The 18,587-nt window shown below is 60.6% G+C and carries 15 protein-coding genes; 10 read left to right on the top strand and 5 right to left on the bottom strand.

The window, feature by feature from the left end; translation table 11 throughout:
- Positions 1–41: 41 nt before the first annotated feature.
- Positions 42–2,960 carry an error-prone DNA polymerase gene (locus ACR0KL_RS15625; RefSeq protein ID WP_170679548.1) on the bottom strand — a complete coding sequence of 973 codons (2,919 nt, stop codon included), beginning with the start codon at positions 2,958–2,960 and terminating at the stop codon, positions 42–44.
- Between the two features lie 111 nt (positions 2,961–3,071).
- Here ACR0KL_RS15625 and ACR0KL_RS15630 point away from each other — a divergent pair, with 111 nt between their 5' ends.
- Complete coding sequence (locus ACR0KL_RS15630) at positions 3,072–3,536, top strand: DUF1203 domain-containing protein (protein WP_170679546.1); 465 nt, start codon at positions 3,072–3,074, stop codon at positions 3,534–3,536.
- On the opposite strand, the gene ACR0KL_RS15635 is transcribed toward ACR0KL_RS15630, so the two are convergent.
- On the bottom strand, positions 3,533–4,525 hold the full coding sequence (locus ACR0KL_RS15635) for an ABC transporter ATP-binding protein (RefSeq protein WP_170679544.1): 993 nt from the start codon (positions 4,523–4,525) through the stop codon (positions 3,533–3,535). The genes ACR0KL_RS15630 and ACR0KL_RS15635 overlap by 4 nt on opposite strands.
- An 87-nt stretch (positions 4,526–4,612) precedes the next feature.
- Between ACR0KL_RS15635 and ACR0KL_RS15640 the strand changes: the two genes are divergently transcribed.
- The 4 genes from ACR0KL_RS15640 (at position 4,613) to polA (ending at position 9,039) form a co-directional block, all read left to right on the top strand.
- A complete protein-coding gene (locus ACR0KL_RS15640; protein ID WP_170379537.1) occupies positions 4,613–4,792 on the top strand; it encodes a zinc-finger domain-containing protein in 180 nt (59 codons plus the stop codon).
- Positions 4,793–4,882: 90 nt separating this feature from the next.
- Entirely contained in the window at positions 4,883–5,545 is a 663-nt protein-coding gene (locus ACR0KL_RS15645; protein ID WP_170679542.1) for a YrbL family protein, read from the top strand.
- Between the two features lie 154 nt (positions 5,546–5,699).
- Complete coding sequence (locus ACR0KL_RS15650) at positions 5,700–6,170, top strand: hypothetical protein (protein ID WP_480777242.1); 471 nt, start codon at positions 5,700–5,702, stop codon at positions 6,168–6,170.
- Positions 6,171–6,240: 70 nt separating this feature from the next.
- Complete coding sequence (gene polA, locus ACR0KL_RS15655) at positions 6,241–9,039, top strand: DNA polymerase I (RefSeq protein WP_480777243.1); 2,799 nt, start codon at positions 6,241–6,243, stop codon at positions 9,037–9,039.
- A gap of 43 nt (positions 9,040–9,082) precedes the next feature.
- Here polA and ACR0KL_RS15660 read toward each other — a convergent pair whose 3' ends face one another.
- Positions 9,083–9,313: a DUF2798 domain-containing protein gene (locus ACR0KL_RS15660; RefSeq protein ID WP_170379529.1), complete on the bottom strand. Its 231-nt coding sequence runs from the start codon at positions 9,311–9,313 to the stop codon at positions 9,083–9,085.
- A 49-nt stretch (positions 9,314–9,362) separates the two neighbouring features.
- Positions 9,363–10,142 carry a TIM barrel protein gene (locus tag ACR0KL_RS15665; RefSeq protein WP_170679536.1) on the bottom strand — a complete coding sequence of 260 codons (780 nt, stop codon included), beginning with the start codon at positions 10,140–10,142 and terminating at the stop codon, positions 9,363–9,365.
- Between the two features lie 217 nt (positions 10,143–10,359).
- On the opposite strand from ACR0KL_RS15665, the gene ACR0KL_RS15670 reads away from it, so the two are divergent.
- Positions 10,360–11,259 (top strand): DMT family transporter, encoded by a 900-nt coding sequence (locus tag ACR0KL_RS15670; RefSeq protein WP_480555063.1) that lies wholly within the window; start codon positions 10,360–10,362, stop codon positions 11,257–11,259.
- Here ACR0KL_RS15670 and ACR0KL_RS15675 read toward each other — a convergent pair.
- Positions 11,256–11,834, bottom strand: coding sequence for a DUF1285 domain-containing protein (locus ACR0KL_RS15675; protein ID WP_170679531.1), 579 nt, complete (start codon positions 11,832–11,834; stop codon positions 11,256–11,258). The two genes, ACR0KL_RS15670 and ACR0KL_RS15675, sit on opposite strands and share 4 nt — an antisense overlap.
- Positions 11,835–11,898: 64 nt before the next feature.
- Between ACR0KL_RS15675 and ACR0KL_RS15680 the strand changes: the two genes are divergently transcribed.
- From ACR0KL_RS15680 to ACR0KL_RS15695, 4 genes are read left to right on the top strand one after another with little or no spacing between them, the layout of a single operon-like run.
- Positions 11,899–12,906 (top strand): AAA family ATPase, encoded by a 1,008-nt coding sequence (locus tag ACR0KL_RS15680; RefSeq protein WP_170679529.1) that lies wholly within the window; start codon positions 11,899–11,901, stop codon positions 12,904–12,906.
- Entirely contained in the window at positions 12,903–13,778 is an 876-nt protein-coding gene (locus tag ACR0KL_RS15685; protein ID WP_170679527.1) for a DUF58 domain-containing protein, read from the top strand. The genes ACR0KL_RS15680 and ACR0KL_RS15685 overlap by 4 nt, the downstream gene beginning before the upstream one ends.
- Complete coding sequence (locus tag ACR0KL_RS15690) at positions 13,775–16,537, top strand: DUF4159 domain-containing protein (protein ID WP_480777244.1); 2,763 nt, start codon at positions 13,775–13,777, stop codon at positions 16,535–16,537. Before ACR0KL_RS15685 ends, ACR0KL_RS15690 begins: the two co-directional genes overlap by 4 nt.
- Positions 16,534–18,576 carry a hypothetical protein gene (locus tag ACR0KL_RS15695; RefSeq protein ID WP_170767919.1) on the top strand — a complete coding sequence of 681 codons (2,043 nt, stop codon included), beginning with the start codon at positions 16,534–16,536 and terminating at the stop codon, positions 18,574–18,576. The genes ACR0KL_RS15690 and ACR0KL_RS15695 overlap by 4 nt, the downstream gene beginning before the upstream one ends.
- Positions 18,577–18,587 lie beyond the last annotated feature (11 nt).

Below are 18,587 nucleotides of genomic sequence, written 5' to 3' on the forward strand. Positions count from 1 at the left end.
TCGGGTTTCGACTCTAGCCCGGGACATATCCGGGGTGCAGGTCAGGCAACAGGTGTGGTTTTGTCGCGCGGCTCGGGCGTCAGCAGGTGCCGGATCAGGGCCACCGGGTGCGCCTTCAGGCTGAGGCGTGTGGCGACGTAATCCTCAACCACCTGTTCGCCCAATGTCATCTGCGGCAGGTAGGCTTCGGGTTCATCCAGCGTCTCGCCCTCCAGATCCTGTGAAAACAGCGGCAGAGGCTTCGCGGTCGCAATCGCCTTGGCCTGCCACAGAGCCTCGCGCCGGGTCAGATCGCAGGCGGCGAAAGCATCGGCCTCTGCCAGACGTTCGATTACCGACGGGCCCAGCCCCGCGCGGCGCCAGACGTCATCCACTTGGGTGTAGCCGTTGCCCCGTGCGGCGGTCAGCCAACTGGCGTCCTCCTCGCTGAGGCCCTTGATCTGGCGGAACCCCAGCCGCAGGGCCAGCCCACCATGGCCGTCAGGTTCCATCACATTGTCCCAGAAACTGGCATTGATGCAGACCGGGCGCACCTGAACGCCGTGTTCGCGGGCATCCCGCACGATCTGGGCAGGGGCATAGAAGCCCATCGGTTGCGAGTTCAGCAGCGCGCAGGCGAAAATCCCCGGATGGTGGCATTTGATCCAGGCCGAGGCATAGACCAGCAACGCAAAACTGGCCGCGTGGCTTTCGGGAAAGCCATAAGACCCGAACCCTTCGATCTGTGAAAAACAGCGTTCCGCGAAATCCTGCTCGTACCCGTTGCGCTTCATCCCGCGTAAGAACAGCGCGCGGAACTCGCTGACATTGCCATGTTTCTTGAAGGTCGCCAGTGAGCGTCGCAGCCGGTCCGCCTGTTCTGGGGTGAACCCCGCGCCGACAATGGCGATCTGCATCGCCTGCTCCTGAAACAGCGGCACGCCCAGTGTTTTGCCCAGCACATCCCCCAATGCGTCCGAGGGGAAGCTGACCTCCTCCTCGCCATTTCGCCGCCGAATATAAGGATGCACCATGTCGCCCTGAATCGGGCCGGGGCGGATGATGGCGACCTCGATCACCAGATCGTAGAAATTGCGCGGCCGCATCCGGGGAAGGAAGTTCATCTGCGCCCGGCTTTCCACCTGAAACACCCCAATAGAGTCTGCTTTGCACAGCATATCGTAGACCTCGGGGTCCTCGGGCGGCAGGGTGGCGAGGGTATAGCCGGTCTGGTGATGCTGCCCGATTAGGTCGAACGCCTTGCGGATACAGGTGAGCATCCCGAGGCTGAGGACATCGACTTTCAGGATACCCAAGGAGTCGATATCGTCCTTGTCCCAGCAGATGACCGTGCGCCCCTCCATCGTGGCGTTCTCGATTGGGACAAGTTCGTCCAGCCGCCCCTCGGTGATGATGAAGCCACCCACGTGTTGTGACAGATGGCGGGGGAAGCCGTCGATCTCATAGACCAACATTAGAGTCTGTTTTAGCCGTCGATCTTCAGGGTCGAGACCGATTTCGCGCATCCGATGCGCCTCAAGCCCTTTGGTCGAGAAAAAGCCCCAGAGCTGTGAGGACAGGGCCGAGATCGTGTCCTCGGTCAGACCCATGGCGCGGCCGACCTCACGAATGGCACGCTTGCCGCGATAGTGAACGACCGTGGCGCAGAGGCCCGCGCGTTCGCGGCCATAGCGGTCATAGATATGCTGGATCACCTCCTCGCGGCGCTCGTGTTCGAAATCGACGTCGATATCGGGCGGCTCGTCGCGGGCCTCGGAGACGAAGCGCTCAAAGACCATCGTGCCCATCTCGGGGCTGACCTCGGTGATGCCGAGGCAGAAGCAGACCACCGAATTGGCCGCTGAGCCGCGCCCCTGACACAGGATATCGCGCGAGCGGGCGAAGTGGACGATATCGCGGACGGTGAGGAAATAGGGTTCATATTTCAGCTTGCCGATCAGCCTCAGCTCATGGGCCAGCATCTTTTTGGCCTTCTCGGATGCGCCTGCCGGATAGCGCCATTTCAACCCCTCATGCGCCAGGCGGTGCAGGCGTTGGGTCGGGGTTTCCTGTTCGCTAACTTCGTTGGGGTATTCATAACGCAGCTCATCCAGCGAGAAGGTGAGCTGCTCGCTGAGGTCATGGGCGCGGGTGACGGCCCCCTCGTGACCTTTGAAGATCCGCAACATCTCTCCCTCGGAGCGCAACCGCTGTTCGCCATTGGCCAGCGCGTCGCGGCCCAGCTCATCCACCTTGCGGCGTAGGCGGATGGCGGTCAGCACATCGGCCAACTTGCGACGCGCGCCGTGGTGGATCATCGGCGCGGCACTGGCGAGGGTGGGGATATCGAGTTGCTTTGATTCAGTCTCTAACAAAGAGAAATGTGTACTATCTGCGCCATCATACCGAGGGTGCATCAGCAGATGCATCCGCCCACCAAAGCGGCGCGTCAGCTGTTGCGCCTGTGTCCGCCACGCGCTCGCGCCGCCCTTTGACCGGTCTGCTTGTGGCCAGAGCAGCAGGTGGAGGCCGTCGGAAAACTCCAGCAGGTCAGACAGGTGCAAGATGCAATCGCCTTTTTCCGCACGCAGGCGACCTTTGGACAGGATGCGGCACAGGTTTCCCCAGCCTTGCCGGTTCAGGGGCAGAGCGGTGACGGTTGGCGCGTCGGTGAAGATCAGCCGCGCTGCCGGGATCAGGCGCGGCACCGCGTGGATCGGGTACGAGGGTGGTTTGGGGATGTGATCGGGGCAGGGCGGGCCTAGGCGCGTGTTCTGCGCCTCCCACTCCAGCCGTTCGCGCACCTTACGGGCGATCTCGCGGGCTTGGGTGTGGGCACGGACGATCCCGGCGACCGAGTTGTCGTCGGCAATCGCGATGGCGGGCAGGCCCAGGGTCACGGCACGCTCCATATACTCCTCGGGGTGAGATGCCCCGGTGAGGAAGGTGAAGTTTGACGTGATCGACAGCTCGGCATACATGGCGAGTCACTATTATATTCACGTTTTGTTCTTTTTCGAGTCCTTTGCGCAGGAACCGGGTCGCTTGCGGCTGATCAGGAGGGCATGGTTTGGGAAAAAAGGAGACCCGAAATGTTCAAGATCACCGCACTTCCCACTGACGAAGTTCGCGCCCTGCAGGCGGGCGGGCCAGATGCCTACGGCGCCACGCCAGAGCGGGCTGTTTCCACCGGCGCAGGCAATCCCTGTCGCCATTGCTTGCAGAACATCCCAGAGGGGCAGGACATGCTGATTTTGGCGCATAGACCCTTTTTAGAGCCACATCCTTATGCAGAAACCGGACCGATCTTCCTGTGTGCCAAACCATGCAACCGCTACGAAGGCGATGAATTGCCTGAGATACTGAAGTCTTCCCCCGACTACCTGATCAAGGGCTATGGTGAGGATGATCGGATCGTCTACGGCACGGGTGCCATCACGCCAACGGACCAGATGGGCGCCAAAATCGCTGATATCTTTGCTCGATCGGACATCGCTTATATTCACGTCCGATCAGCGCGGAACAATTGCTATCAGGCGCGGATCGACCGGGCCTAGAGCTTGACCCGGTGCATGCCCCGGCGCGGCTGATCCTGATCATCGGCCGGGGTGTCATCCGCGCGCGAAGAGGTCAGCGCAAGGAACACATCTTCGAGGTCTGCTTCTTCAGTTCGGACGTCGCGGATGCGGATATTGGCGGCACGAACCGACTCCAGAACCTGTTCGGCGCTGGTCTGGGCGCTGCGATACTGCAGCACAAGGCTGCCATCGTCGCGCAGAGTGGCCTCGACACCATCCGTCATGGGCAAATCGGTGACGGGGCTGTCAGGTGCGATCACCATCGTCCGGCTGTCCATGCGACCCAGTAGGTTGGCCGTGCTGTCCTGGGTGATCTTTTCACCGTGATTGATGATGGCGATCTCGTCGCACATCTCTTGCGCTTCTTCCAGGTAATGCGTGGTGAGGATGATGGTCATGCCTTGCTCGTTCAGCTTGCGCACATTGGCCCAGAGCATCTGGCGAAGCTCGATATCCACGCCTGCCGTCGGCTCGTCCAGCACAAGGATCTTGGGGTGATGCACCAGCGCCTTGGCCAGCAGCAGCCGACGCCGCATCCCGCCGGACAGTGTGCGGGCATAGGCCTCGGCCTTGTCGCTTAGGCCCACCAGTTCCAGAATCTCATCACTACGGCGTTCGGCCTTGGGCACACCATAGAGACCAGCCTGAACCTCCAACGCGCCTCGAGGGGTGAAAAAGGGGTCGAGGTTCAACTCTTGCGGCATGACACCGATGGCTGCGCGGGACGAGCGTGGGTTCTTGTCCTGATCATATCCCCAGATCGAAACATGGCCCGAGGATTTCACCACCAACCCGGCAAGGATGTTGATCAGGGTCGACTTCCCCGCCCCGTTGGGGCCCAGCAAGCCAAAAACCGACCCGCGTGGCACGGTCAGGTCAACGCCCTTCAAAGCGTGTTTCTCGGGCTGGCCTTTGCCGCTGCGATAGGTCTTGCGCAGCCCTTCGATCCTGATTGCCGCATCGCTCATGTGGCTCTTGCCCCCGGTTTACTCATCGCTCATAAACGCACCTAATGCATGCCCGCGAGGCCGACAACCAGTGAAGGATCGCCAGCCGTGACAATCGAAGCGCCGGAAACGAAGATCGTGGAAACTTCTCGTGTTGCCTGTGATGGCGGCGAAGGCGCGTTGGGACACCCGAGGGTGTGGCTGCAGATTCCAGAGGACACGGGCTGGGTCGAATGTCCTTATTGTGATTGTAAATATGTGCTGGCGGATGGACATTCACAAAACTGACGCATAACTGTTACATCAACGGCGGCCGTGGTTGATTTGGCTTTTCATGGCCGGTACAGCCATTTGTCTACGGTATGAAACGGAACCCAAATGCTCTTTCCAGCGCGGCCTTTACAGCTGTCAGAACAGGATCTTTTGGCACGTGGTGGTCAAAGAAACGTATATGCGTGCCCAGGTCGGCCAGAGCTGCTGATCAAAATCACCAGACCGCGTAAACGCCCTATTCGGTCGTACACCAAGCGGCTGATCCAGCAGGTGTTTCCCGATGCAAAATATCGTAACGCCCTCAAAGAGATGGAATGCGAGTTGAAGGCGGCCTTGAAAAGCGGCTCTGACATAGCGAAACTACCTGTCGCGCGCGCATTCGGAATTGTTCAGACTGATGTCGGCCCGGGCATTATTGTAGAGCGGATTCAGTCTGAGGATGGGCAACTTGCTCCGCAGCTGTCATCGGTGTGCAAACAGGGCCAGTTGACGGACGACGTTCTGAGCGAACTCAACAGTTTTGTGCATCGGTTGTTTCAGCTTCAGATCGTAGGGCGCGACATCCACCCGGAAAACATTGTCTACGGGCTGCGCAATCAAACCAGAATATTTGTTCTAATTGACGGGTACGGAGAGCGCAATCTGGTTCCTTTGCGCACGCTGAGCCGTCGTTTGAACAACCGTTCGCTTAGCAAGCAGATGCAGTATATCGCTGATCGCACGGGGCTGCACTGGGACAAGTCGCAGCGGGTCTTCCGCACTACATGACAGCCCCGATAAATGGGGCGCTGCAGCGGGTGCGGTCTTTTCCATGATTATCATGGCACAAAACGATCCCTAAGAGCTCCTTACCCGCCCTCTGCCCAAATCTTGCCGCGATTGTGGTGGTACTAAGGTGGTGCAGTCAGCATAGGTGAGTGTGATGGCGGACATTTCTGCTACGGATACTGCCCGTCCGGTTTTCGGATGGATCGGGTTTTGTACGGCGTCGGTTGCGTTGTTTGCGGCGCTACTGGTGTTTTGGGCCGGACCGTTTGCGCCGCAGCAGTCCACCGGCGTGTCACTGGGGGAGCTGGCGGCCGAGCTTGGAAAATCCACCCTGCGTGCCGCTGCAGGTCTCGAGCAGCCCGAACCCGTCGCCCAAACCCGTGATCTGGACGATTTCCTGCAAATCGGTGTCGCCATGCTGGGCGGATTAGCCATTGTCGTCTCTGTTATTGGCATCTTGCGTCATGAACGGATGCGGCCTGCCATCGCCGGAGTGAGTATTGGCGTCGGCGCTATCCTGTTTCAGTTCTTCGCGATGACGTTTTTTGCTTTCCTAGGCGCGCTGGTCATCATGGCGCTGCTTCACAGTTTCTCGGATGTGTTTGGCGGCCTCTTTGGCGGTTAACTGACGTTCCTCACTGGTCAGTCGCGCGGCCCTGTGGCAGAACCGTCCCTGACCGACAGGGAGCACGCGCATGAGCAATTTCGGAAAAGGATGTCACCTGCATCTGATCGACGGATCGGCCTTTATTTTTCGGGCCTATCACGCGCTGCCTCCGCTGACGCGCAAGTCGGATGGTTTACCAATTGGCGCTGTGTCGGGCTTCTGCAACATGCTGCAGAAATATGCCGAAGGAAATGCCGGCCCCGATGCGCCGACCCATGTTGCGGTGATTTTCGACAAGGGCTCGCATACGTTCCGCAACGATCTCTATGACCTCTACAAAGCCAACCGCGAGGCGATGCCCGAGGATTTGCGGCCGCAGATGCCGCTGACCCGTGAGGCGACGAAGGCCTTCAACATCGCCTGCAAAGAGCTTGAGGGCTATGAGGCCGACGACATCATTGCCACGCTTGCCGTGCAGGCGCGCGAGGCTGGTGGGCGCGTGACCATCGTCAGCTCGGACAAGGACCTGATGCAGTTGGTCGGCGGCGGCGTTGAGATGCTGGACGCCATGAAGAACAAACGCATCGACACGGATGGCGTGTTCGAGAAATTTGGCGTCGGGCCAGATCGCGTGGTTGATGTGCAGGCGCTGGCCGGGGATAGCGTTGACAACGTGCCGGGGGCCCCTGGGATCGGCGTCAAGACGGCGGCCCTTTTGATCAACGAATATGGTGATCTGGAAACACTGCTGGACCGCGCGGAAGAGATCAAACAGCCCAAGCGCCGCCAGACGCTGATCGAAAAGCGTGATCAGATCGAGCTATCGAAGAAGTTGGTACAGCTGGATGAGAACACGCCGCTGGATTTCACCCTCGACGACCTAGAAGTACAGGACCCCGATCCCGATACCTTGCTGGGCTTTCTGGCGGAAATGGAGTTCCGCACCCTCACCAAACGGATTGCCGACAAACTAGGGGCCGAGGCCCCGGTTATCGCCGATGCGCCCGCGCCAATCGCGGAAGAGATTGTTGCTGAGGCGATCCCGTTTGACGCGTCGAAATACGAATGCGTTCGGGACGCAGGCGCTTTGCAGAAGTGGATTGATCAGGCCTATGAACGCGGCTGGGTTGCCGTAGACACCGAGACAACCGGGCTGAACGAAATGATCGCCGATCTAGTCGGCATTTCGCTTTGTATCGAAGCAGGGGAGGCCTGCTATATCCCGCTGACCCATAGAGATGGTTCAGCGGATGATCTATTCGGCTCGGATGCGCTGGCCAAGGGGCAGATGCCGCTGGATGAGGCTCTAAAACTGCTGAAACCGCTGTTCGAAGACCTCTCGATCCTCAAGATCGGGCAGAACATGAAGTACGATGCCAAGATCTTTGCGCGCTACGGAATCGAGGTGGCTCCGATCGATGACACGATGCTGATGTCCTACGCCATGCATGGCGGTGAGCATGGGCATGGGATGGATACATTGTCCGAGCGCTATCTGAGCCACACGCCGATCCCGATCAAACCGTTGCTGGGGTCGGGCAAATCGGCGATCACCTTCGACACGGTCGCGATTGATGAGGCCACGGCCTATGCAGCCGAGGATGCGGATATCACGCTGCGCCTGTGGCAGTTGTTCAAGCCGCAACTGCATCAGGTTCAGGTGACGACGGTTTATGAAACGCTCGAACGCCCGCTGGTGCCGGTTCTCAAAGAAATGGAGATGCACGGCATCAAGGTCGACCGCGATGTCCTCAGCCGGATGTCGAATGCCTTTGCGCAGAAAATGGCCGGTTTAGAGGCTGAAATTCACGAATTGGCCGGTGAGAACTTCAATGTCGGCTCCCCCGCGCAGTTGGGTGAAATTTTGTTCGACAAGATGGGCCTCGACGGTGGCAAGAAGGGGAAAACCGGGAAGTACTCGACCGGGGCCGATATTCTAGAGGACCTCGCGACCGAGCATGAATTGCCGCGCCGGGTGCTGGACTGGCGACAGCTGTCGAAGTTGAAGTCGACCTACACGGATGCGCTGCAGACCCATATCAATCCGGACACGGGCCGCGTGCATACGTCTTATTCGATCACCGGGGCGAACACGGGCCGCTTAGCCTCGACCGATCCGAACCTGCAGAACATTCCCGTCCGGACCGAGGAAGGCCGTCGCATTCGTGAGGCGTTCATCGCTGAGCCGGGCAATGTGATGGTGAGCCTCGACTACAGCCAGATCGAGTTGCGTATTCTGGCGCATATCGCTGAGATACCGGCCTTGAAACAGGCCTTTGCAGACGGGCTGGACATCCACGCTATGACGGCGTCCGAGATGTTTGATGTACCGTTGGATGAGATGACGCCGGATATCCGCCGTCAGGCCAAGGCGATCAACTTTGGTGTGATCTATGGCATCTCGGGCTTTGGCCTAGCGCGCAATCTGCGCATTCCGCGGGCCGAGGCGCAAGGGTTTATCGACCGCTATTTCGAGCGTTTCCCGGGTATTAGAGCCTATATGGACGACACGGTCGCCTTCGCCAAAGAGAATGGCTATGTGCAGACCTTGTTCGGACGAAAAATCCATACGCCTGAGATCAACGCCAAGGGGCCTCATGCCGGGTTCTCGCGCCGGGCGGCGATCAATGCTCCGATTCAGGGGACGGCGGCAGATGTGATCCGGCGCGCGATGGTGCGGATGCCTGAGGCGATCAAGGGGTTGCCGGCGAAAATGCTGCTGCAGGTCCACGACGAATTGCTGTTCGAAGTCGCCGAAGATGCGGTGGATGAGGTGATCGGCGTTGCGCGGGATGTGATGGAGGGCGCCTCGGACCCTGCCGTGAAGCTAGATGTGAAACTGGTTGTGGATGCCGGTCAGGGGGCGAACTGGGCCGAAGCGCATTAAAAGGCGCTGCTCATCAGGCCCGGCGGACCCTCTTCGCTGCGGGTCAGTCCTGCGGCCTGACCATGCGGTTGACGAACCGTTGCACACTGGGGCCAAACAGAAGGATTACGGTAAAGGCGATGGGCCAACAAAAGGCCCATGAGGCCATCCAATCGCTGAGGGTGGACGGGCCAAAGCCGATGGCTTTGACTGTTGCGATCCCGGTGACGATGCAGGACATTAGCCCCGACATGATCAGGCTGAACACGGCGCGGGCATAGCGGGCAGGGATCATGAGGCGGTTCCTTGATATCTACAGTACGACGGACGGTGTTAATTGCGGATCAGAGATCTGCATTGGCAAGAACTGCCTTATGCATCCAATCCAGGGATGAGCTCGTCAAAGCTGTTGAGGGAGTGTATTCTGCACTGACCCATCCTTCATAGCCAGAGACCTCCATCGCCTTGAACAGAGTCTGAAAATCCAGATCTCCGCTACCCGGTTCGGACCTGTGGGGTGCTGCGCCGATCTGGGCGTGGATGACGCGATTGTGAAAGCGATCCCAAATCTCCAACGGATCCGAGTGGATCATCTCTGAGTGAAAGCTGTCATATTGGAGGCCCAGATTGGGACGATCTACGCGGTCCAAAACCTCCGCGGCCAAATCGTAGTCGTTGAGGAAATAGCCGGGTTGGGACACGGGGTTCAAAGGTTCGATGGTAAAGGTTTGACCGGGGGCTGTATCGGCGGCCCATTGCAGGTTGCGAACAAAGCAATCCAGCGCCTCAGGCCCCGATGCATAGCCGGACATGATGTGGATCAGGCCGGGTTTGAGCACATCGGCATAGCGCAAGACGCGGCGGATATCGGATTGGAACCGCGCCTCACCGCCGGGAACGGCGGCATAGCCCGGCTCACCCCCGGTGTAGTTCGGGGGAGGCGCGTTGATCAGCACAAGCTCCAGCCCGTTGGCCAGAAGGGCACGGCTGGTCTCTTTCGCGGCCAACTCATAGGGGAACAGAATTTCAACGGCCTTGAAGCCCGCCTCGGCCGCGGCCTGGAACCGCTCCAGATACGGGAGTTCGGCAAAGAGCAGAGAAATATTGGCGGCGAATTTGGGCATGAGAGGCCTTTGGGTCGGTGATCCGCCCAAGCTTAGTCTCCACCGATTTTCGAGGAAAGGGATTGAAAACGACAGATTGTCGAAAATCGACAAGAAGGCAGGCCCAAGTCCAGAGATGTTTGGGCTAACACGGCGAATCATTTTTCTGCGCCGTTCCAACAGAAGGTCCGATCCCATGGCGATGAGCCCTGATCCTGTGCGCGGGAACACTCTTCCTATGTCCACTGGCCGCAGCTCGGCCTTGTCTGGAAACGGTTTGGCTGTGGCCTCCATGCTGACCTGGGCGGCGGGGTTTCCCGCGGCCGAAGTGTTGTTGCAGACCTGGCCTCCAGTCGCGCTTTTCGTGGCGCGGCTGGCGCTTGCCGTGGCGGTCATGGTGCCTTTGTGGTTTGTGATCGACGGGCCAAGCCGGGTTTTGCGCGCCCGGTGGGGTCATGCGATGCTTGTTGGAGGGACGCTCGGGGCCGGGATGTTCCTGATTATCGTGGCGCAGAAGCTGACAGATCCGGTGACGGTTGCCATCATTGCCTCCTGCGCGCCATTGTTTGCGACACTGATCGAACTGGCAACCGGGGCGCGGCGGTTGCGCTGGAATTTCGCGCTGGGCGTCTTGGTGTCGATCATTGGCGGTATGATCGCGACCAGTGCAGTGGCGCCCGCGCAATTGGGTTTGGGCGCGATCTGCGCCATCGCGTCCACCGGGTTGTTCTGCTGGGCGACCATGGCAACAGCGAGGGATTTCCCCGAGCTGAGTCAAACCGGGCGCAGCACCATCACCTTCTTCGGCGGCTTGGTTGTCGCTTTGCTGCTGTTCTTCGGGGCACGCCAAGTGGGTATGGATGTCATGCCAACGGCGCAGATTGATGTTCAACAGATCGGAATGCTTGGGATCTATGCCCTGGTGTCTATGGGCCTCAGCCAGGTTCTGTTTGTCGGATCCGTTGGGAAACTGGGCGTTGCTTTGGCTTCGTTCCACATCAATATCGCACCGTTCTACGTGATGCTGATCATGCTGGTGCTGGGGGAAGAGTGGAACTGGACCCGCGCTTTGGGCGCAGGTGTCGTTGCGGTGGCCGTCGTGCTGGCGCAGGATCGCAAAGTTGCAAAGCCGGCCTAGTCCGGCAGGTCTTCTGACTTGATCAACTGGAAGAAACGCTGTTCGGACCAAACTCCGAACCAGCCCTCGTGATGGGTACCCATCTCGACCAGCCGGTAAAAGCTCTTGCGGTCAATCCGGGCTTCAAGGCCATCACGGATCAGTATGTATGGAGAGGGTTCCTGGGTCTGCGGGTCCATGACAACGCGGATAGGATGATCTGGTCCGGCCACCGCGACATCGCCAACTTTGGTGGTGAAAGTCAGAGCCTGCGCCTGCCCCTCGCCCAAGGCATCGACGTCCACCGCGATGAACGGCGCATCCTCGACGGTGATTCCCACCTTCTCGACCGGGGTCACCAGATAGTATTTCCCGTCTTCCAGCTTAAGAATTGAGGAAAAAAGCTTCACAAGCTCGAAACGGGTGATGGGCGAGCCTAAATAACTCCAAGTGCCATCTTTGGCGATCCGGATGTCCAGATCACCGCAAAAAGGGGGATTCCAGAGGTGAACGGGGGGTAAACCCTTGGTTTTGGTCGCTTTGATCGAGGCCGCAAGACCGTCAGGGGAAGGTTTCACAGGTTTTTGTCCGCTCATTGCTTTTGCCATTTCCTCTCAGCGCGATAGACTTCATCTATAATAGTCCACGGAAGGGAAAGTCATGTCCGAACCTGCCGACCTCGTGTCCGAGATCGAAGCGTTGGAAAACAAGCTGCAAGAGGCAAAATCCTCGATCACTCGCCGCTTCATCGGGCAGGAGAGGGTCGTGGACCTGACCCTGACGGCGCTGCTGTGCGGGGGGCATGCCCTGCTGATCGGTTTGCCGGGTCTGGGAAAAACCCGACTGGTTGAAACGCTGTCGACCGTGATGGGCCTGCATGGCAACCGTATTCAATTTACGCCCGACCTGATGCCGGCCGATATTCTGGGATCCGAGGTTCTGGATACAGCCGATGACGGCACCCGCCATTTCCGGTTTATTTCGGGGCCGATCTTTTGTGAGCTGCTGATGGCGGATGAGATCAACCGCGCCAGCCCTCGGACGCAGTCGGCGTTGTTGCAGGCGATGCAGGAGCGCACGGTGACTGTAGCGGGCGAAGACCGCGTGCTGGGTACACCGTTCCACGTTTTGGCAACACAGAACCCGATTGAGCAAGAGGGCACCTATCCGCTCCCCGAAGCTCAGCTGGACCGTTTCCTTGTGCAGATCGACGTAGAGTACCCCGATCGTCAGACCGAGCGGGATATCCTTCTGGCCACCACCGGTGTGGCCGAGGACGAGGCGCATCAGATCTTCAGCAAGGAAGATCTGTTGGCCGCTCAGGTCCTGTTGCGCCGGATGCCTGTGGGGGATTCGGTTGTGGAACTGATCCTCGATCTGGTCCGCGCCTTCCGCCCCGACGAGGCGGGCGTCTCGGATCGCGTCGCTGAAACCGTTGCTTGGGGTCCCGGTCCGCGTGCGGCGCAGGCGCTGATGATGACCGTGCGGGCGCGGGCGATGCTGCAGGGGCGCCTGGCCCCGAATGCCGAGGACGTTCTGGATATGGCGCGCCCGGTTCTCAGCCACCGGATGGCGTTGAACTTCGCGGCACGCGCGCGGGGCGACAGCCTTGCCGACCTGATCGATGGCACAGCGGCAGGCCTGATCCGCACTGAGGCTGCCGCGTGAATGCTGCGCTGACCCTTCGCCAACGTTCCGAGGCTGAGGCGTCCCGGCTGCCGCCTCTATTGGCGCGCGCCGAACATCTGGCAGGCACTGTTCTGTTGGGTGACCATGGCCGACGTCGATCCGGCATGGGGGATGACTTCTGGCAATATCGGCCCGCTCAGATCGGAGACAGCCGCCGGATGATCGACCATCGCCGCTCGGCTCGCGGGGATCAGCAATTCGTGCGCGAGCGCGAGTGGCAGATCGCGCAGTCGGTCATGCTGTGGGTCGATCAGGGGGCCTCGATGCGTTTTGCGTCGGACAAGGCGCTGCCCTCCAAGGTGGATCGCGCCAGGCTGTTGGGTCTGGCGACTGCGATCCTTCTGGTGCGCGGGGGCGAGCGCGTTGGCTTGACGGGTACAACCCTGCCGCCCCGACGCGGGAACGCACAGATCATTCGTTTGGCCGAGGCCTGGTCAGAGGACTCGGAGGTCGACTACGCGCCACCCGAACACCGGGCCATGATCCCGCACGCCCGTGCTGTGTTCATCTCGGACTTTCTTGGCCCAATGGATGAGGTCGAACTGGCCCTGACCAAAGCAGCAGATCGCGGCGTTCGGGGCGTTTTGTTGCAAGTCCTCGATCCGGGGGAAGAGACGTTTCCCTTCGCGGGCCGCACCATTTTTGAAAGCGTCGGCGGCACCATTCGGCATGAAACCCTGAAGGCCGGAGAGCTGCGCGACCGGTATCTGGATCGCCTTGCCGAGCGCAAGGATGCGCTGACGCATCTGTGCCGCGCGACCGGCTGGCAATTGGGTCTGCACCACACCGGAGAAAGCGCGCAATCGGCTCTATTATGGCTCTATCGTGCGCTGGACGGGGGTGTTCAATGACCGTTTTGGCGGGCATCGGCTTCACGGCGCCGTGGGTGTTGTTGGGGCTACTGACCCTTCCGATCCTGTGGCTGATCCTTCGCGCGGTCCCACCCGCGCCGATCCGTCGGATGTTCCCTGCGGTCACACTGTTGCTCGGCCTCAAAGACGATGAGAGCGTATCGGACCGGACACCCTGGTGGTTGCTTTTGCTGCGTATGCTGGCGGCGGCGGCGATCATCATCGGTTTGGCCGGTCCCGTGTTGAACCCGTCGCGCGATCAGACGGGCACTGGCCCCCTGATGCTGGTACTGGATGCAAGCTGGGCCGGGGCGACGCGCTGGTCGTCGACGTTGGACCAGATCGACGCGCAATTGACCGAAGCCGGACGCGCGGGCCGCCCAGTCTCGATCCTGCGCCTGACCGAGCCGGAGCCGCCCGTGTTCCAGGCGGCCGAGGCGTGGCGCAACCGTTTGCCGGGCCTTGTTCCGAACCCGTGGCAACCGACCGAGGATCAGGTTGATCAGGTCATCGCCGCACTGGATCAGGTCGAAGGTGGGTTTGATACGCATTGGTTCAGCGACCGCTTGGGCTATGAAAAACACCCAGAGTTAGTGTCTGAACTGCAGTCCCGAGGGCAAGTCACCGTCTACCGCTCGAACGCGGCGGCGCTGGCGCTTTTGCCTGCCGTTTATCAGGACGGCGTCATTCAATTGACCGCATTACGGGCCGAACCGGGCCCGGAGGAGAGCGTGACCGTTCTGGCGCAAGGCCGCGACCCTGCGGGCACGGCGCGGGTATTGCAATCGGCCGAGATGACGTTCGCAGCTGGCGAGACCCAGGCCCAGATTGACCTCGCCCTGCCGTCGGAGCTGCGTGCCCGGATCACACGGTTTGAGCTGCAGGGCCAGCGCTCGGCCGGGGCGGTGACACTGACCGATGACAGCCTGCGACGCCGCGAAGTTGCGCTGATTGCAGGAACCCTCAACCGCGAAGGGTTGGAGCTGTTGTCGCCGCTGCACTACCTGACGCAGGTTCTGATCCCGACCGCCGATTTTGTTGAGGGCGGCCTGCCCGAGGTTCTGCCAGCCAATCCCGATGTGATTGTTCTGTCGGACGTCGCCCAGATCTCGGGTCCGGAAGAGGTTGGCCTGATCGAATGGGTCGAACAGGGCGGCCTTCTGCTGCGATTTGCAGGGCCCCGCATGGCGGCGAGCGATCTGGGGCGCGATGAAGAGGATACGCTGCTGCCCGTTCGCCTGCGCAGCGGCGGGCGCACCGTTGGCGGCGCGATGAGCTGGGGGGAATCCAAGACACTGGCACCGTTCCCTGAGGACTCACCTTTCTATGGGTTGCCGATACCGAAGGACGTGACCGTATCCACTCAGGTCATGGCGCAACCAGACCCTAACTTGGCTGATCGCGTGATTGCGTCGCTGTCGGACGGTACACCTCTGGTCACGCGCAAGGCGCTGGGCTTGGGGCAGGTTGTCCTGTTCCACGTGACCGCAGATGCGGAATGGTCTAGCCTGCCGCTGTCTGGCCTGTTCGTGGAAATGCTGGACCGTCTGGCCGTTGCCTCGGCCGCGAAATCGCGTCAGGTCGCGCAATTGGAGGGCACCACGTGGGAGCCGGTCCAGATCATGGATGGGTTCGGCGCGTTGTCCGATGCCGGTACGCTGGCGGGTGTGGATGGGGTTGAGCTGGTGTCAGGACAGATTGGGCCCGACCTTCGTCCTGGCCTCTATGAAAGTGGGAAGCAAAAGCTGGCGCGGAATGTGCTGTCCGAGGAGACAACGCTCAGCCCTGTTGCATGGCCCGCAGATGTGCCGATCCGCGGGCAGGAGGTCTCAACCGAGACACCTCTCGGGGGAATACTGCTGAGCCTCGCATTGATTCTGCTGACCGTGGATGTAATCGCGTCTCTGGCCTTGTCGGGCCGTTTGGGTCTGGCAAAGGCGACAGCGGTTGCTATGGGGGCCGTGCTGCTGGTACCCGAGGCGCAGGCGCAGTCGCCCGATGAGACCGACTTTGCCCTCGCCGCGACCCATGAACTGGTTTTGGCGCACGTGCTGACCGGTGACAGCCAGGTGGACGACATCGCACAGGCTGGGTTACGGGGACTAGCCCAGACGTTGAACTACCGCACCTCGGTCGAACCCGCTGCACCGATTGGCGTCGATCTGGAACGGGACGAGCTGGCCTTTTTCCCGCTGCTCTACTGGCCCATCACGCAGGATCAGCCGCGCCCCTCGGATGAGGCCTATGCCAAGCTGAATGCCTATCTGCGCTCGGGCGGTATGATCCTGTTTGACACGCGCGATGCGGATATCGCGGGTTTCGGTGCCTCCGGCCCCAATGGGCGCAAGCTGCAGCAACTGGCGGCGCCACTTAATATCCCAGCATTAGAGCCGATTCCGAACGATCATGTGCTAACGCGGACCTTCTATCTTCTGCAGGATTTCCCCGGACGCTACGCCGGAACTGATGTCTGGGTCGAGGCCGCTCCGCTGGATGCCGAACAGATCGAAGGCATGCCCTTCCGCAACCTCAACGACAACGTGACGCCCGTGGTGATCGGTGGCAATGACTGGGCCGGGGCCTGGGCGGTGGATCGCAATGGGCAAGCCCTTCTGCCGGTCGGGCGTGGCTATGCGGGGGAGCGTCAGCGCGAGCTGGCCAATCGCTTTGGGGTCAATCTGGTGATGCATGTGCTGACCGGGAACTACAAATCCGATCAGGTCCATGTGCCTGCTCTGTTGGACAGGTTGGGACAATGACAGGAACCGTTATCTTTGATCCGCTGATCCCGTGGCCAATACTACTTGTGGTCGCCTCGATCGCCGTTGCAGGTGTGATCTTGGCGGTCTGGCGGGGATTGTCCGGATGGGCGTTGCGTGGGTTGGCCGTGTTGGTAGTGATCGCGGCACTTGCCGGTCCGGTCTATCAGGTCGAAGATCGCGCGCCGCTGACAGATATCGTTCTGATGATCGAGGATGAAAGCGCCAGCCAGACACTCTCGGACCGGGCCGATCAAACCGCCCAAGCGGCTGAGGTCTTGGCGGCCGAGATCGAGTCGCGTGACAATACCGAACTGCGCCGCATCCGCGTGGGCGACGGCGATGGCGACGAAGGCACGCAGGTGATGGCCGCTGTGAATGCGGCCCTGGCCGAGGAGCCGCGTGCGCGGGTGGCCGGTATACTTGTGGTCTCGGATGGGATCGTACATGACGTTGATCAAGCGCCCGACCTGCCCGCGCCGCTGCACCTTTTGCAGACCGGGCGTGAGAGCGACTGGGACCGCAGGCTCATCGTCCGCAATGCGCCTGCCTTTGCCATAATCGGTGAACCCGTAACCCTGACCCTGCGCGTCGAAGACAGCGGCGCGGCTCCGGGCGGGGCCACCAGCGCGCCGCTTGAGATCTCGGTTGATGGGGGCGAGCCGGAGGAATTCCGTATTCCAATCGGCGTGGATGTTGAACTGCCTATCTCACTGCCGCATGGGGGGCGGAATGTCATCCAGTTTACGGTCCCGGAGGCCGATGGTGAGCTGACAGACCGCAACAATACTGCATTGATCCAGATGAACGGCGTGCGCGACCGGCTGCGCGTCCTGCTGGTGTCGGGCGAGCCGCATCCCGGCGGACGCACCTGGCGCAACCTGCTGAAATCCGACAGCTCGGTCGATCTGGTGCATTTCACCATTCTGCGCCCGCCCGAGAAACAGGACGGCGTCCCGGTGGATGAATTGTCTCTGATCGCCTTCCCGACACGTGAGTTGTTTCTGGAGAAGATCAATGATTTCGACCTGATCATCTTTGATCGCTACAAACGCCGGGGCATCTTGCCTGCGATCTATCTGGATAACGTGGCCGATTATATCGACAACGGGGGCGCTGTGCTTATCGCCGCAGGCCCTGATTTCGCCACCGCAGACAGCATCTTCCGCTCGCCCCTTGCGGGTAGCCTGCCAGCGCAACCGACGGCACGGGTGATCGAAGAGCGCTACGTTCCCATGGTCAGTGATCTGGGGCATCGGCACCCTGTGACTACCAATCTGGGCGATTCCGAGGATTGGGGTGCATGGCTGCGTCAGATCGACGTGAATGAGCGCTCGGGCCAGGTGCTGATGACCGGCCTTGAGGACCGGCCGCTGTTGGTGTTGGACCGGGTCGGTGAGGGGCGGGTGGCCCTGTTGGCGTCAGACCACGCTTGGCTGTGGAGCCGTGGTTTTGAAGGCGGCGGGCCTCAGCTGGAACTGCTGCGACGACTGGCCCATTGGATGATGAAAGAGCCCGAGCTTGAGGAAGAAGCGCTTTGGGCCGAGGCTAACGGCCAGTCGATGCGCATTATTCGCCAGACCCTCGAGGAAGAGGTCGGACCGGTCACGATCACCCGGCCCAATGGTGAAACGCTTGAGATCATCCTTGAAGAGGTTTCGCCCGGACGGTTCGAGGCGCAGTATTTCGGACCCGAGATTGGCCTCTATCGTCTGCAGGAAGGTGATTTGATGGCGGTAATCGGCCTCGGCCCCGCGGCACCGAAAGAGTTCGAGCGTACGATCGCAACAGGGGAAGTGCTGGAACCTGTGATCGCCGCCATGCGCGGTGGCGTGATCCGGTTGGAAGAGGGTTTACCTTCAATCCGCAACGTCCGCGCTGGGCGTCCGGCGGCGGGGCGTGGCTGGATCGGTCTGACCCCGCGCGAGGCCTATGAGACGCGGGACGTTACTCAAGCCGGACTGCTGCCGCCATGGCTGGTTCTGCTGCTGGCCGGTGGGTTCTTACTGGGCGGATGGCTGCGCGAAGGGCGTCGCTAGATCGCTTCGGT

The organism is Ruegeria sp. C8, from assembly GCF_056537565.1.

Excerpts from the sequence above, each read along its gene's own strand:
- ACR0KL_RS15625 (WP_170679548.1), bottom strand. The coding sequence starts at position 2,960 with ATGTATGCCGAGCTGTCGATCACGTCAAACTTCACCTTCCTCACCGGG.
- ACR0KL_RS15630 (WP_170679546.1), top strand. The coding sequence starts at position 3,072 with ATGTTCAAGATCACCGCACTTCCCACTGACGAAGTTCGCGCCCTGCAG.
- ACR0KL_RS15635 (WP_170679544.1), bottom strand. The coding sequence starts at position 4,525 with ATGAGCGATGCGGCAATCAGGATCGAAGGGCTGCGCAAGACCTATCGC.
- ACR0KL_RS15645 (WP_170679542.1), top strand. The coding sequence starts at position 4,883 with ATGCTCTTTCCAGCGCGGCCTTTACAGCTGTCAGAACAGGATCTTTTG.
- ACR0KL_RS15650 (WP_480777242.1), top strand. The coding sequence starts at position 5,700 with ATGGCGGACATTTCTGCTACGGATACTGCCCGTCCGGTTTTCGGATGG.
- polA (WP_480777243.1), top strand. The coding sequence starts at position 6,241 with ATGAGCAATTTCGGAAAAGGATGTCACCTGCATCTGATCGACGGATCG.
- ACR0KL_RS15660 (WP_170379529.1), bottom strand. The coding sequence starts at position 9,313 with ATGATCCCTGCCCGCTATGCCCGCGCCGTGTTCAGCCTGATCATGTCG.
- ACR0KL_RS15665 (WP_170679536.1), bottom strand. The coding sequence starts at position 10,142 with ATGCCCAAATTCGCCGCCAATATTTCTCTGCTCTTTGCCGAACTCCCG.
- ACR0KL_RS15670 (WP_480555063.1), top strand. The coding sequence starts at position 10,360 with ATGTCCACTGGCCGCAGCTCGGCCTTGTCTGGAAACGGTTTGGCTGTG.
- ACR0KL_RS15675 (WP_170679531.1), bottom strand. The coding sequence starts at position 11,834 with ATGAGCGGACAAAAACCTGTGAAACCTTCCCCTGACGGTCTTGCGGCC.
- ACR0KL_RS15680 (WP_170679529.1), top strand. The coding sequence starts at position 11,899 with ATGTCCGAACCTGCCGACCTCGTGTCCGAGATCGAAGCGTTGGAAAAC.
- ACR0KL_RS15690 (WP_480777244.1), top strand. The coding sequence starts at position 13,775 with ATGACCGTTTTGGCGGGCATCGGCTTCACGGCGCCGTGGGTGTTGTTG.
- ACR0KL_RS15695 (WP_170767919.1), top strand. The coding sequence starts at position 16,534 with ATGACAGGAACCGTTATCTTTGATCCGCTGATCCCGTGGCCAATACTA.